This window comes from Emticicia soli, assembly GCF_037860775.1.
In the GTDB taxonomy this organism is placed as follows: Bacteria; Bacteroidota; Bacteroidia; order Cytophagales; family Spirosomataceae; genus Emticicia; species Emticicia soli.
On the sequence record NZ_JBBEWC010000005.1, the window covers coordinates 425,930 to 439,550 of the forward strand.

Below are 13,621 nucleotides of genomic sequence, written 5' to 3' on the forward strand. Positions count from 1 at the left end.
AAAATGATTATTCATGTTTTCCCTTACAATCTACTTAAATTAAATGGAGCCTAAATTTTCACAAAAAGTCAAAGACATCATAACCCTTGCCCGTGAAGAAGCACTTAGGCTTGGACATGATTACATCGGAACCGAACACTTGATTCTGGGGATGATTCGCGATGGAGAAGGTATTGCTTTAAATCTATTGAAAGGGGCTGGTGTATCGCTTGAGGAGTTGAGAATTACAATCGAACAAGCCACTAAAGGAACTGCTACCAATAATATTAAAAATTTGGCAAACATTCCGTTAACACGCCAATCTGAAAAGGTTTTAAAGATTACACATTTGGAGGCCAAAATCTTCAAATCTCAATTAATAGGCACTGAGCATCTGCTGTTGGCAATTCTGCGTGACGGAGATAACCTCGGTGGGCAAATTTTGCAGAAATTCCACCTTAATTACGAACAAACCAAAGAGATGCTTGATTATCAACTTACCGGTCAAAAACCGGTGATGGAGCGTCCTGAAACTGATGATGATGACGAAAGAATTTTCGGCAGTGGCTCTGGTGGATATTCTCAACAAAGAAATGACCCGAAAAACCCTGAAAAATCTAAAACACCAGTATTAGATAATTTTGGACGTGACCTTACGAAATTAGCCGAAGTAGGCAAATTAGACCCGATTGTAGGACGTGAGAAAGAAATTGAGCGTGTAGCGCAGATTCTTTCGAGACGTAAGAAAAATAACCCGATACTTATCGGTGAGCCCGGTGTAGGTAAAACTGCTATTGCCGAAGGTTTGGCCTTGCGTATTGTTCAGAAAAAAGTATCACGTATTTTGTTTGGTAAAAGAGTTGTTACTCTCGACCTTGCGTCGCTGGTGGCTGGTACCAAATACCGTGGTCAGTTTGAAGAGCGCATGAAAGCGGTAATGAACGAGCTGGAGAAATCGCCGGACGTGATTCTTTTCATTGATGAAATTCATACAATAGTTGGCGCAGGCGGAGCGAGCGGTTCGTTAGATGCTTCTAATATGTTTAAACCAGCTTTAGCCCGTGGCGACATCCAATGTATTGGTGCAACAACCCTTGATGAGTATCGTCAGTATATAGAAAAAGATGGAGCTTTGGCCCGCCGTTTCCAAATGGTAATGGTAGAAGCAACTTCGGTAGAAGAAACCATCGAGATTCTAAACAATATTAAAGATAAATACGAAGACCATCACCACGTTAATTATACACCAGAGGCATTGGAATCAGCAGTAAAATTATCAGAAAGATACATTACTGACCGATATTTACCAGATAAAGCCATCGACGTGCTTGACGAAGTGGGTGCTCGTGTACACATTAATAATATTTCGGTACCACCAGATATTATCTTCCTTGAAGAGCAGGTAGAGTTAATTAAAAAAGAGAAAAATCAGGTTGTGAAAAGCCAACGCTACGAAGAAGCAGCGCAACTACGTGACCGTGAGAAAAAACTTTTAGAACAACTTGACCGTGCGAAAGCTGCCTGGGAAGAAGAAGCTAAAACAAAACGCTACAACGTAACAGAAGACAACGTAGCTGATGTAGTAGCCATGATGACGGGGATTCCTGTGAAACGGGTGAACATGAACGAGGGTGAGAAAATCCTTAAAATGGGAGACGCTCTTAGAGGAAGAATAATCGGGCAAGACCCGGCCGTTGAAAAATTAGTAAAATCGATTCAACGTACACGTGTAGGCTTAAAAGATCCTAAAAAACCAATTGGTTCGTTTATATTCTTAGGCCCTACGGGTGTTGGTAAAACCGAGCTTGCTAAAACATTGGCCGAATACCTATTTGATAAAGAAGACGCACTGGTAAGAATCGACATGAGTGAGTATATGGAGAAATTCAGTATCTCTCGCTTGGTCGGAGCGCCTCCGGGATACGTTGGTTATGAAGAAGGCGGTCAGTTGACCGAAAAAATCCGTAGAAAACCATATTCAGTAGTGTTGCTTGACGAGATTGAAAAAGCTCACCCTGATGTGTACAATATCTTATTACAGGTGCTTGATGATGGTGTTCTGACCGATAGTTTAGGTCGCAAAGTGGATTTCCGCAATACTATCATCATCATGACTTCGAACATCGGGGTTCGTGACCTGAAAGATTTTGGAACAGGTATTGGTTTTGCTACCAAGGCTCGTACAGAAAATCAGGACGAAATGGTGAAAGGCACCATCCAAAATGCTTTGAGAAAAACATTCTCGCCTGAGTTCCTGAACCGTCTTGACGATGTAATTGTCTTCAACTCATTGAGCCGTGAAGATATTCATAAGATTATCGATATTGCATTGAAACGCTTAACTAAACGTATTACTAACATTGGTTATGAGATTGAATTGACTGAAAAAGCCAAAGATTTCTTAGCCGATAAAGGATACGACCAACAATATGGTGCAAGACCTTTGAACAGAGCCATTCAGAAATATGTAGAAGACCCATTAGCAGAGGAGATTCTGAAAGGTGAAATGAAAGAGGGTGATACCATTCTGGTTGATTACAGCGGAGAAGGCGAATCGCTTAGCTTTTCAAAATTCAAGAAAGAAGCTGAAATTGAACAATAAAATTTGAGTTTCTTGGTAAATAAACAACAAAGGCACGGCTTTTAGCTGTGCTTTTGTTATTTTTGCACTTATGATTCTTGATTACCTTAAATACCTCTTTCGCGCCGGAAACGAGCATAGCTTACATTCACCTTTTTTATTTGAGTTTTACCTCAAAGTGCTGAAAGATTCAGCACCGCAAAATGACTATTTACAGATAGAGGCATTAAGGAAAAAACTACTTGCCGACGAGCGTGAAATAGCAATCACAGATTTTGGTGCAGGTTCAAAACTTAATCAATCGAATAAGCGAAAGGTAAAAGATATTGCTAAAAACTCTCAGAAATCTGCCAGGTTAGCCCAATTATTTTATCGGATTATCAAATATTATAATTACCAAACTATTCTTGATTTAGGCACTTCTTTGGGTGTTACAACTGCGTATCTGGCAAAGGCGAATCCGCAAGCTAAAGTATATACATTTGAAGGTTGCCCTAACACAGCACATTTAGCCACAGAGAATTTTAAAGATTTGGGCATCGGAAATATAGAAACAATTGTAGGTGATTTGAACCAGACTTTGGCGCAGCAATTAAACAAAATAGATAAAATTGATTTTGCTTTTTTTGATGCCAACCACCGTTACGAGCCAACGATTGATTATTTTGAAAAATGCTTGAGTAAAATTCATGATGACACCTGCTTCATTTTTGACGATATATATTGGTCGGAAGACATGAAAAAAGCATGGAATTACATCAAAAATCATGAGCAAGTAGTTGTTACAATAGATATTTTCTTGGTAGGTATAGTGTTTTTCAGAATGAAACAGCCTAAACAGCATTTCGTTCTAAGATTCTAAGACTTCCATTAAAATTCTTCTATACGTATTTAGTAGAGAAGGCAAACTAAAACGTTTTTTTAGATGTTAGGATAAGAGTATGTTTTAATTTTGTTTTTCTGGCTGAAAAGCTAAGATTTTTGATTCAGACAAGCGGCCGCCGCTGCGGGAGTATTTTGGAGACGTAGCCAGCAGCTACGACGAAAAAATACAACGCAGTATGAGTCAAAAAGATAGCTTTGGAGGCCGAAAAATAAACTTTAAACATGCTCTAAATATAGATAAGATAAAGCCACAATGTTAGATATTCAAAAAATAAGAGCCGATTTTCCGATTCTTGACCAAAAAATCAACGGCAAAGACCTGGTATATTTTGATAATGCAGCTACTACGCAGAAGCCTCTGCAAGTGCTTGATGCTTTAGCAAATTACTATGGAAAGTACAATGCCAATATCCATAGAGGAATACACCATCTGGCCGAAAAAGCCACTGCTGCTTTCGAAGAGTCACGTAAGGCTATTCAGAAATTTCTGAATGCCAAATATACCGAAGAAATTATTTTTACTTATGGTACTACCGATGGTATTAATCTGGTAGCGCAGACTTATGGCCGTGCGTTTCTGAAAGAAGGAGACGAGATTATTATCAGCACAATGGAGCACCACTCTAATATTGTGCCTTGGCAGATGCTTTGTGAGCAAAATGGCTGTATATTAAAGGTGATTCCGATTAACGACAATGGCGAATTGATTCTGGAAGAGTATGAGAAAATGTTGTCGGAAAAAACTAAATTTGTATCGGTTGTGCATGTATCTAATGCCTTGGGGACTATCAACCCTGTGAAACACATCATCGAGAAAGCGCATGAGGTAGGAGCAAAGGTATTGGTTGATGGTGCACAGGCGGCTTCGCATCTTACAATCGATGTGCAGGATTTAGACGTAGATTTCTATGTGTTTTCGGCACATAAAATATACGGCCCAACCGGAATGGGTGCTTTATACGGCAAAAAAGAGTTGTTAGACGCTATGCCACCTTACCGTGGCGGTGGCGAAATGATTAAAGAAGTTACATTTGAGAAAACTACTTATAACGAACTTCCGTATAAATTTGAAGCCGGTACGCCAAATATTGCCGATGTAATAGCTGTAAAAAATGCAATTGATTATATAAACGAGCTAGGTAAAGAGAATATAGCTGCTTACGAAAACGAGCTATTAACCTATGCTACCGAAGAGCTTTTGAAGATTGAAGGTTTGAAAATAGTGGGACAGGCAAAAGACAAAGTATCAGTTATTTCGTTTGTTATTGAGGGCGTTCATCCGCAGGATATTGGGGTGATACTCGACCAACAGGGCATTGCCGTTCGTACAGGTCACCACTGTACACAGCCACTTATGAAACGATTCGGAATTCCCGGAACTTCAAGAGCCTCGTTTTCTGTTTATAATACCAAAGAAGAGGTAGACAAGCTCGTGAAAGGTATCGAGAAAGTAAAGAAAATGGTACTTTAATACATTATTATAAAGCATGACAATAAACGAAATACAAGATGAACTCATAGAGGAGTTTGAGCTTTTTGATGATTGGGAAGGAAAATATGAGTACATCATTGATTTAGGCAAGAAGTTGCCAAAAATGGCCGACGAATACAAAACCGAAGATAATATCATAAAAGGCTGCCAGTCAATTGTATGGCTGAATGCCTATATGAACGGCGATAAGTTGATTTTTGAAGCCGATAGCGAGGCTATTATTGTAAAAGGTTTGGTAAGTATGCTATTAAAGGTGCTTTCGGGACACACACCGGAAGAAATATTACAGGCAGATTTGTATTTTATTGAGAGAGTGGGGCTGAGCAGCCACTTAGCACAAACCCGCTCAAATGGGCTTGCCTCAATGGTAAAACAAATGAAAGCCTATGCAGTAGCTTTTCAGGCAATACAAGAAAAATAAATAAGTCTTTTGAAATGAACGAACAAGAACTAAAAGATAAAGTAATAGAAGCCCTTAAGTCTGTTTACGACCCTGAGATTCCGGTTGACGTATACGAACTAGGTCTTATATATGACATTAAGATTTTTCCGGTAAACAATGTTTACTTGTTAATGACCCTTACATCACCTTCATGCCCATCGGCAGAATCAATCCCTGTTGAAATCGAGCAGAAAGTAAAAGAGATTGAAGGTGTAAGCGATGTAAGCGTTGAATTGACTTTTGATCCTCCGTATTCAACTGAGATGATGTCAGAAGTAGCAAAATTAGAACTTGGTTTTATGTAACAATATCCTCTAAACTACCTAAGGCTTTGAGCACGTTTATGGCAGTTTAGTTTTTTCATGTATTTTTTAACAAAATAATATTATGTATCCTCCTCACTTAGTAGCACCTATGAAAGCCGAATTAGTAAATGTCGGTTTTCAAGAATTACTGACTCCGTCAGATGTTGATAATTTTATCGAAAATCAAAAAGGTACTGCAGTTGTAGTTATCAATTCGGTATGTGGCTGTGCTGCAGGTACTTGTCGTCCAGGTGTAAGATTAGCATTACAACGTGCCGAAGCAAAACCAGAACATTTGGTAACGGTTTTTGCTGGTGTTGATACTGAAGCAACGCAACAATTACGCTCTTATATTCCATTCCCTCCGTCGTCTCCGGCAATTGCCATTTTTAAAGACGGAGAAATCGTACATTTCGTTGAAAGACACCACATTGAAGGTCGTTCGGCTGAAATGATTGCTTCGCACCTTGTAGCAGTATTTGACGAAGTTTGTGCTGAAGCGTAAGAGTGTCTGAAATAAAAAAAGCACTTTGCCATAAGGTGAAGTGCTTTTTTGTTGCCTGTAAAAATCAGAAGTTTGGTTTTAGTAGGTATTTGGCGTAGAATTCATCAATTACCTGTACTGCTTCTTCGGCAGTATCAACCAGTTTAATGAGTTTCATATCTTCCGGATTAATATTTCGTGATTCTTCGCACATAGTTGCCTGTATCCAGTTAAGTAAGCCACTCCAGTATTCGGTTCCCACCATTACAATCGGGAAACGTGCAACTTTCTTGGTTTGTATCAGTGTGAGGGCTTCAAATAGCTCATCTAAAGTACCAAAGCCACCCGGCATAATAATAAACCCTTGTGAATATTTCATGAAGCACACTTTACGTGCAAAGAAATAATCGAAATTAATACTTTTATCAGGGTCAACGTATTGATTGGGTACTTGTTCAAATGGTAGTTTGATGTTCAAACCCACCGATTTACCACCATTTTTGCTGGCTCCTTTGTTACCGGCTTCCATAATTCCCGGGCCACCGCCTGTAATCACTCCATAGCCATTCTTCACTAATCGGGCTGCAATATCAACCGATAGTTGGTAGTATTTGTGGTCTGGTTTGGTTCTTGCCGAGCCATATATTGTAACACAAGGGCCAATTTTTGCTAATCTATCAAAGCCATCTACAAATTCGGCAACAGTTTTCAAAATTTGCCATGAATCCTGGCTATGTATTTCGTTCCAACCTTTTTCAATAAATGCTTCACGGATTAGTAACTCTTCATTTAATTCAATTTCCTTTTCGCTCATAGTAATAATAATAGAAAGTTGTTGTACAAAAAACACAATTCTTCGTAAGCTTTACAGAAGAATTGGATAATGAAAACGTATATTTGCAAAAAAAAGTTTGAACCTACAAATATATATCGATGAAAGTTGCAATAGCAGGAGACCACGCAGGTTTTGAGTACAAAAAAATAATTCTACAATGGCTTCAGGGGCAAAATTTTGAAACCGCAGATTTTGGCCCATACTCAGACGAATCAATGGATTACCCTGATACAACGCACCCATTAGCCAGTGCTGTTGAAAAAGGAGAGTTTGACTTCGGCGTTCTGATTTGTGGAAGTGGAAATGGCGTGTGTATGACAGCCAACCACCACCAGGGAGTAAGAGCCGGACTAGCCTGGAATCTGGAAGTGGCTGAACTCATTCGTCAGCACAACAATGCTAATATCATTTGTTTACCGGCACGTTTTATTGATGCTGAATTGGCACTTGAATGCGTAAAAACATTTTTGAATACGCCTTTCGAAGGTGGCAGACACGCCCGCAGAGCAGATAAAATTTCTTGTTAAGCATAAAAAAAGAGGAAGCGCCTATTAGGTTTCACAAAGTAAAAGTTCTTTAGAGTGCCTAATTTGTAGAGACAAGGCAATGCCTTGTCTCTACTTTACGAACCTTTAATAGTAATATTTTACGAAATAGAAGAAGCTTTAAACTTAATTAATTCTTCCTCTGATATATTCCTTTTATGTTGGTTGTTTTATAGTCTACTGCCAGAGCCGGAATACGGTTAAAAATCTTCGGCACAACGTTTTGTTTATCGATAATGATAGTAGGAGGGTCTTTCTTAAAATTATCGAATATATTAATGATACTCTCGTAGTTATCAGGGTTTTCAAGGTCAATCTTTGATAAATCCCAATTTAGGTAACAAGTTGCCGATTTCCCCAGTTGATATTCATCAATTCTTTCGCCAATTACCAGCATTTTTTGTCCTTGCATAAGCTCAGGTAATTGCTTAGGGTGTATTCTCATGTCTGAAAGTTGTTCAAATCCCTTGCCTATAATTGGCGTAGCCCCTTGATATTGCACAAATATAATGATTGTAAATACAATTGTAAAAGTTAACTCAGGGAAAAACGCACCTTTGAAATGCAGAAAGAAACCGGTAACGAAAAACGCAAAACAAGGGATAAAAATAATGAATTGCATTGGCGCTACATTTGGCGAAAGAAACAAGGCCAGCAAAGCCACCACAGCCCATAGTAACATGATTTGCTGCGTACGTTGTTGATAACTATTATAGCGAGAAGCCTGCGATTGGCGTAAGAAACCAAAGAAAGCCAATATGGTTGGAATAGTAATGGCTAAGAGCGCACTCTTGAAATCTTCGAGGCTATATTGCTTGATTCTGAAAATACCATTGAACCAGTTATATTGAAATTCGTCGATGCTATCGTTGAAATAAAAATAAAGCGTAACTAAAAATAACGGAATAGCGAAACCAAGTAGGGCTAAGAAGTGTTGTCTTAAATTAGCATTGGTAAAGAACAAAAGACAAGAGGTGCTCCACAAAATGAACACCATTGATGGTTGGTGAAACAACACCGCAATACCAATATAAAGCCCAATTTCGAATACCTCGTCTGATACACCCTCTCGGCGTTCCATTTGTTTTACAATTTTATTGAAAGCAAAAAGAAGAAAGGTAGTTGCCAGCAAAACCGGAGAGAGTTTGCTCATATCGAACGATAAACTCATTAGTAACGCATAAACCAAACCCGGTGCATAGTTTTTTTCGAGAAAAGTCTGGCGGGTATTACAAGTAAAAGTAAAATATAATGCCTGGAAATAAACAATTAAAATAGCGATGAATTCATAAGCAAACTGAACCCTGCCAAACGAAACATCAATAAGCCAATAAATAAAGGCCGATAAAGGACCTACGTTGGTCCAAAGCTCTTTATAGAGAAAACTTCCGTCATGGATTTTTTCTCCAACCAACATCCATTCTAATTCCGGCAATAAAATAGGCAGTTTGTCGCCCAGAAATGGCAACTTTAGCAGAATCACCAACAACAATAAGGATAAGATATGGAAAAGCGTATTGAATCTGAAAAACGTTAGCAAGGCTGTACTGTTTAATTTTTTGCAAAGTTATGAAAAAACTGATGTAGTATTTTAGAAAAAGATAGGATTTAGCGGGTTAAACATAATTTTTAAAGCTGTTCGTACTTTACTTAACCGAAAATAGTACGGATATTTGTATAATATTTAGTGAATTAGAACACAATGGAATCGAAAAGACAAAGACAAGTAGCCAAACAAATACAGAAAGATTTGGGAGAGATTTTTCAGAGAGAAATGAAACAGGTATTTGATAAGGCTTTCGTCACAATTACTGATGTAAAAACTACTCCCGATTTAAGCTTAGCAAGAGTGTATCTGAGCTTTTTGCTTACTACCGACAAAGAAGGTTTGCTGGAGTCGATACGTGAGCATAGCAAAACTATCAGAAACCACTTGGGTACACGTGTGCGCCACCAGCTTAGAATAGTGCCCGACTTACAGTTTTATATTGATGATACAGCCGAATATGCGCAAAAGATAGAAAATCTTTTTGCTGGTATTGTTATTCCGCCTGCTCCGCCTGAGGACGAAGACGAAGAATAAACCTTGGTATCAATAGAAAAAACTAAAATCACAACACCTTGAATTTATCCTTTTTAATAGCCAGACGTTATTTTTTATCCAGAAAGAAAAAGAGTTTTATCAACTTCATTTCTTTTATGTCGATGCTCGGCATCGGTATTGGTACAATGGCAACGGTAGCGGTTTTGTCGGTCTTCAATGGCCTTGAAGACCTCAACAGAAGCATATTTAAGTCGATTGACCCCGACCTGAAAATATCAGCCAGAGAAGGAAAAGCGTTTACTATCGAAAAGGATAAACTCGCCAAACTAAAACAAATAAAAGGAGTTGAGTATGTTAGCGAGGTGATTCAGGATAATGCCCTTGTGATGTACGAAGATGGTAAAATGGTTGTTACACTGAAAGGTGTTGACAGCAATTTTGAGAAAAACAGCCGCCTAAAAGGCTCTTTGGTAGAAGGCAGTTTTGTATTGAAAAGAGATGATGTCGATTACGCCTTTATAGGCGGTAATGTGTACGGAGCACTTAATATCTCGCTAGATAATATTCTGGAGCCGCTCGAAATCTGGTATCCTAAAAACCAGAAAAAACTATCGCTTATTCCTGAAAACAACATTAATAAGAAAGTCATTAATATTTCGGGAGTATATGCCATTGAGCAGTTTCATGATGATTATGTGTATGTACCGCTGCACGTTGCGCAAGAGCTAACAGAATATGGCGATAAACGTACAGCCTTAGAAGTACAACTAAAGCCCAACGCTGATTCAGACGATGTACAAGATGCCATAAAAGCTATTTATGGTGACTCGTACCTGGTACAAAATCAGGACGAACAGAATGCGAATTTGTTCAGGGCAATAAAAATCGAGAAGTTGTTTATATTTATAGCCTTAATATTTATTATCGGGGTAGCATCGTTTAATATTTTCTTCTCGCTCACCATGTTGGTGATTGATAAAAAAGCAGAAGTACGAACTTTGTATGCGATGGGCGCCGATGATTCGTTAATAAAAAAGATATTCTTTAGCGAAGGCGCAATTATTTCTTTTATCGGCACAATTGTAGGGCTTATTTTAGGTTTTATTTTCTGCATTACACAGGCAGAATACGGCTGGTTAGGCATGGGCATGGAAAGCGCCGTTGTTGATGCATATCCGGTAAAAATAAATCCTTCTGATTTCATGATTACTGCCGTCGCTGTTATTATTATTACGCTTTTAGTTTCGTATTTTCCGGCGAAGAGAGCTACTAGTGAGTATTAAGAAAAGGACACCGTTAATGATTTTCTTATATAATACGGCTTATTAGGTTTCAAGACATAAATGTTCTTTCTATAGATTGAACGTGCACGTAGAGACAGGGCATTGCCCTGTCTCTACTCAATACAAATTTCGGTTTTTCTTGAACCTTGATAAATCCGCTATATCAAAATTACTAAATCACTAAATTCTGAGATATATGCGTTTGCTATGTTCACTTATACTAATCTGCTTTGCTGTAACTGCCTGGGCACAAGAACCTACTCGTATTGCACCCACGCAAGGAAAATATAACCCTGAGCGTACAAAGAAAAATGACCTGATTCATACCAAACTTGAGTTGAGACCCAATTGGGCCAAACAACACATGACAGGTGTAGCTACAATTACTTTCAGACCACATTTTTATCCGCAAAATACGCTTGAGCTAGATGCCAAGGGTTTTGATATTCAGATGGTGAGAATGAAAGGCAAGGAACTGAAATTTGACTACGACAAGCAAGTACTGAAAATAGATTTAGGTCAAACCCTTACCCGAAAAGATTCGGCGCAGGTACAGATATTATATATTGCCAAACCAAACGAACTACCGCAAGGTGGCAGCGCAGCTATTACAGCCGACAAAGGATTATATTTTATCAATCCAGACGGAAAAGATGGCGATAAGCCAAGACAAATATGGACACAAGGCGAAACAGAGGCTAATTCGTGCTGGTTTCCTACCATCGATGCCCCTAATCAGAAAACTACACTCGAAATCTATATTACTTTAGATAAACCTTCAGTTGATGCAAAATTTCTTACCTTATCGAATGGTAAGTTAATTTCGTCGAAAGTAAATTCAGACGGAACAAGAACTGACTACTGGAAACAAGACAAACCGGCAGCGCCCTACCTGACAATGATAGCCGTTGGCGATTTCAGAAAAGTAGTTGACCCTAATTATAAAAACTTTGAGGTTAGTTATTATGTAGAACCACAGTTTGAAAAATACGCCATGAATATATTCGGGCGAACACCCGAAATGATAAGCTATTTTGAGAACATTCTCGGCGTAAAATATCAATGGGATAAGTATTCACAAATTGCCGTGAGAGACTATGTATCGGGGGCAATGGAGAACACAACGGCCACCATACACGGTGATTTTATACAGAAAGATAATAAACAATTAGTTGACGATAACGATGATGGCGTAATTGCCCACGAGCTATTTCACCATTGGTTTGGTGATTTGGTTACTTGTGAGTCGTGGTCGAATCTGCCGCTGAATGAGTCTTTTGCTAATTATTCAGAATACCTATGGTCGGCGCATAAATATGGGCAAGACGAAGCCGATTTGGTGGCTTATATTGCGTTTAACCAATATTTCAGCGAGGCACAGGAGAAAAAAGAGCCCTTAATCAGATACCGTTATAAAGATAAAGAAGATATGTTCGATTCACACTCTTATGCCAAGGGTGGCCGAATCTTACATCTGTTAAGAAAACAGGTAGGCGATGAGGCTTTCTTTGCTTCGTTAAAACTATATCTGACCCAGAATGCCTTTAAAACAGGCGAAATAGACCAGTTAAGGTTAGCTTTTGAATCTGTAACAGGCGAAGACCTGAAATGGTTTTTCGACCAGTGGTTCTTGAAACCCGGCCACCCTGATTTACAGGTTACCCAAGAATATACCAATGGTAAGTTAAAACTGAATATCAGCCAGATACAAGATACAACTTATTCACCTATTTATCGATTACCTTTGCAAGTGGAGGTTTGGGCTAATAATCAGAAAACTACGCACGAGATTCTGGTAGATAAGGCTTCGCAAAGTTTTGAATGGAATCTGGCATCTGCGCCTCAACTGGTATTGCTCGACCCCGAAAATGTATTGGTTGGCAGAGTGCTGTTTCAGAAAACAAAAGAAGAATATATATACCAATACTACCACGCCGAGCGTGTGCCTGCCCGCTTGATTGCACTTGAAGTGCTGACTTATGTGCCTGACGATAGCTTAGCTACAAATCCTGTAGTTTTTGATAAAGATGTTCGCAAGGCATTGATTGATGCTACAAAAGATAAATTCTGGCGTGTAAGACAGCTTGCCGTGCAGAAATTGTATGATTACGACGGAGACGATTTTCTGGAAGTAGAAAGAGCCCTGCAAAGCCGTGTGCAAAGCGATGAACGCTCTTATGTAAGAGCCGATGCTATTATTGCCATGAAAGGTTTCCAGAATGCACAAAATGATAAATTGTTCCGTACGGCACTTAGAGATACTTCTTACACGGTACAGGCAGCTGCACTTGAAGCCATATTTGCAAGCAAGCCATCTGATGCAGCAGAGCTTGCCAAGCAATTCGAGCAGTCGTACAACACTTCTATTTTCTCGGCGGTGGCAGGCTATTTCGCCGAAGAAGCCTCTCCCGAAAAGTTCGATTGGTTTATGGAGCGTCTTACAAAAATGGGAGGCGGAGACCTATATCAGGTGTTAGGTATTTTTGGTACATATCTGGTAAAATCTACACCTGATGTTCAGAAGAAGAGTTTACCTTTTTTAAAGAAAGTTGTTTTAAAAGATACACAGTTTTATGTGCGTTTTGCGGCATTTCAAACCCTTGCATTGCTGACAGATTTGCCAGAAGTAAAGGAAATATTGAAAGAGGCTATTAATACCGAAAAAGACGAACGTTTGCAGAGAGTGTATCAGCAATACAAAGATTTATAAGCTGTTTTGTAAATCTATCACCCAACGCACAGCTAT

At 39.0% G+C, this 13,621-nt stretch carries 12 protein-coding genes; 10 read left to right on the forward strand and 2 right to left on the reverse strand.

The features are described from left to right. The first annotated feature begins 43 nt into the window (after positions 1 to 43). From WAE64_RS09810 to WAE64_RS09835, 6 genes are all read left to right on the forward strand, one after another. Entirely contained in the window at positions 44 to 2,581 is a 2,538-nt protein-coding gene (locus WAE64_RS09810) for an ATP-dependent Clp protease ATP-binding subunit (protein WP_340236186.1), read from the forward strand. Positions 2,582 to 2,651: 70 nt separating this feature from the next. Beyond that, positions 2,652 to 3,422: an O-methyltransferase gene (locus WAE64_RS09815; protein WP_340236187.1), complete on the forward strand. Its 771-nt coding sequence runs from the start codon at positions 2,652 to 2,654 to the stop codon at positions 3,420 to 3,422. Between the two features lie 276 nt (positions 3,423 to 3,698). Continuing rightward, positions 3,699 to 4,916 carry a SufS family cysteine desulfurase gene (locus tag WAE64_RS09820; protein WP_340236188.1) on the forward strand — a complete coding sequence of 406 codons (1,218 nt, stop codon included), beginning with the start codon at positions 3,699 to 3,701 and terminating at the stop codon, positions 4,914 to 4,916. Positions 4,917 to 4,932: 16 nt separating this feature from the next. Continuing rightward, positions 4,933 to 5,358, forward strand: coding sequence for a SufE family protein (locus WAE64_RS09825; RefSeq protein WP_340236189.1), 426 nt, complete (start codon positions 4,933 to 4,935; stop codon positions 5,356 to 5,358). A gap of 14 nt (positions 5,359 to 5,372) precedes the next feature. Next, positions 5,373 to 5,684, forward strand: a complete 312-nt coding sequence (locus WAE64_RS09830) for a DUF59 domain-containing protein (protein ID WP_340236190.1) — start codon at positions 5,373 to 5,375, stop codon at positions 5,682 to 5,684. Positions 5,685 to 5,766: 82 nt separating this feature from the next. Then, positions 5,767 to 6,189 carry a BrxA/BrxB family bacilliredoxin gene (locus tag WAE64_RS09835; RefSeq protein ID WP_340236191.1) on the forward strand — a complete coding sequence of 141 codons (423 nt, stop codon included), beginning with the start codon at positions 5,767 to 5,769 and terminating at the stop codon, positions 6,187 to 6,189. A 64-nt stretch (positions 6,190 to 6,253) separates the two neighbouring features. On the opposite strand, the gene WAE64_RS09840 is transcribed toward WAE64_RS09835, so the two are convergent. Next, positions 6,254 to 6,982 carry an LOG family protein gene (locus WAE64_RS09840; RefSeq protein ID WP_340236192.1) on the reverse strand — a complete coding sequence of 243 codons (729 nt, stop codon included), beginning with the start codon at positions 6,980 to 6,982 and terminating at the stop codon, positions 6,254 to 6,256. 119 nt (positions 6,983 to 7,101) lie between these two features. On the opposite strand from WAE64_RS09840, the gene WAE64_RS09845 reads away from it, so the two are divergent. After that, positions 7,102 to 7,530, forward strand: a complete 429-nt coding sequence (locus tag WAE64_RS09845) for an RpiB/LacA/LacB family sugar-phosphate isomerase (RefSeq protein WP_340236193.1) — start codon at positions 7,102 to 7,104, stop codon at positions 7,528 to 7,530. 148 nt (positions 7,531 to 7,678) lie between these two features. Here WAE64_RS09845 and WAE64_RS09850 read toward each other — a convergent pair whose 3' ends face one another. Continuing rightward, on the reverse strand, positions 7,679 to 9,088 hold the full coding sequence (locus WAE64_RS09850; protein WP_340236194.1) for a hypothetical protein: 1,410 nt from the start codon (positions 9,086 to 9,088) through the stop codon (positions 7,679 to 7,681). A gap of 162 nt (positions 9,089 to 9,250) precedes the next feature. Between WAE64_RS09850 and rbfA the strand changes: the two genes are divergently transcribed. From rbfA to WAE64_RS09865, 3 genes are all read left to right on the forward strand, one after another. Then, positions 9,251 to 9,631, forward strand: coding sequence for a 30S ribosome-binding factor RbfA (rbfA, locus tag WAE64_RS09855; protein WP_340236195.1), 381 nt, complete (start codon positions 9,251 to 9,253; stop codon positions 9,629 to 9,631). Positions 9,632 to 9,669: 38 nt separating this feature from the next. Further along, entirely contained in the window at positions 9,670 to 10,875 is a 1,206-nt protein-coding gene (locus WAE64_RS09860; protein ID WP_340236196.1) for an ABC transporter permease, read from the forward strand. A gap of 196 nt (positions 10,876 to 11,071) precedes the next feature. Further along, a complete protein-coding gene (locus WAE64_RS09865; RefSeq protein WP_340236197.1) occupies positions 11,072 to 13,585 on the forward strand; it encodes a M1 family aminopeptidase in 2,514 nt (837 codons plus the stop codon). The last annotated feature ends 36 nt before the right edge of the window (positions 13,586 to 13,621 follow it).

What these genes read in the sequence shown, in the direction of transcription:
- WAE64_RS09815 (WP_340236187.1), top strand. Translation starts at nt 2,652, where the DNA reads ATGATTCTTGATTACCTTAAATACCTCTTTCGCGCCGGAAACGAGCAT.
- WAE64_RS09840 (WP_340236192.1), bottom strand. Translation starts at nt 6,982, where the DNA reads ATGAGCGAAAAGGAAATTGAATTAAATGAAGAGTTACTAATCCGTGAA.
- WAE64_RS09845 (WP_340236193.1), top strand. Translation starts at nt 7,102, where the DNA reads ATGAAAGTTGCAATAGCAGGAGACCACGCAGGTTTTGAGTACAAAAAA.
- WAE64_RS09865 (WP_340236197.1), top strand. Translation starts at nt 11,072, where the DNA reads ATGCGTTTGCTATGTTCACTTATACTAATCTGCTTTGCTGTAACTGCC.
- WAE64_RS09820 (WP_340236188.1), top strand. Translation starts at nt 3,699, where the DNA reads ATGTTAGATATTCAAAAAATAAGAGCCGATTTTCCGATTCTTGACCAA.
- WAE64_RS09825 (WP_340236189.1), top strand. Translation starts at nt 4,933, where the DNA reads ATGACAATAAACGAAATACAAGATGAACTCATAGAGGAGTTTGAGCTT.
- WAE64_RS09835 (WP_340236191.1), top strand. Translation starts at nt 5,767, where the DNA reads ATGTATCCTCCTCACTTAGTAGCACCTATGAAAGCCGAATTAGTAAAT.
- WAE64_RS09830 (WP_340236190.1), top strand. Translation starts at nt 5,373, where the DNA reads ATGAACGAACAAGAACTAAAAGATAAAGTAATAGAAGCCCTTAAGTCT.
- WAE64_RS09810 (WP_340236186.1), top strand. Translation starts at nt 44, where the DNA reads ATGGAGCCTAAATTTTCACAAAAAGTCAAAGACATCATAACCCTTGCC.
- rbfA (WP_340236195.1), top strand. Translation starts at nt 9,251, where the DNA reads ATGGAATCGAAAAGACAAAGACAAGTAGCCAAACAAATACAGAAAGAT.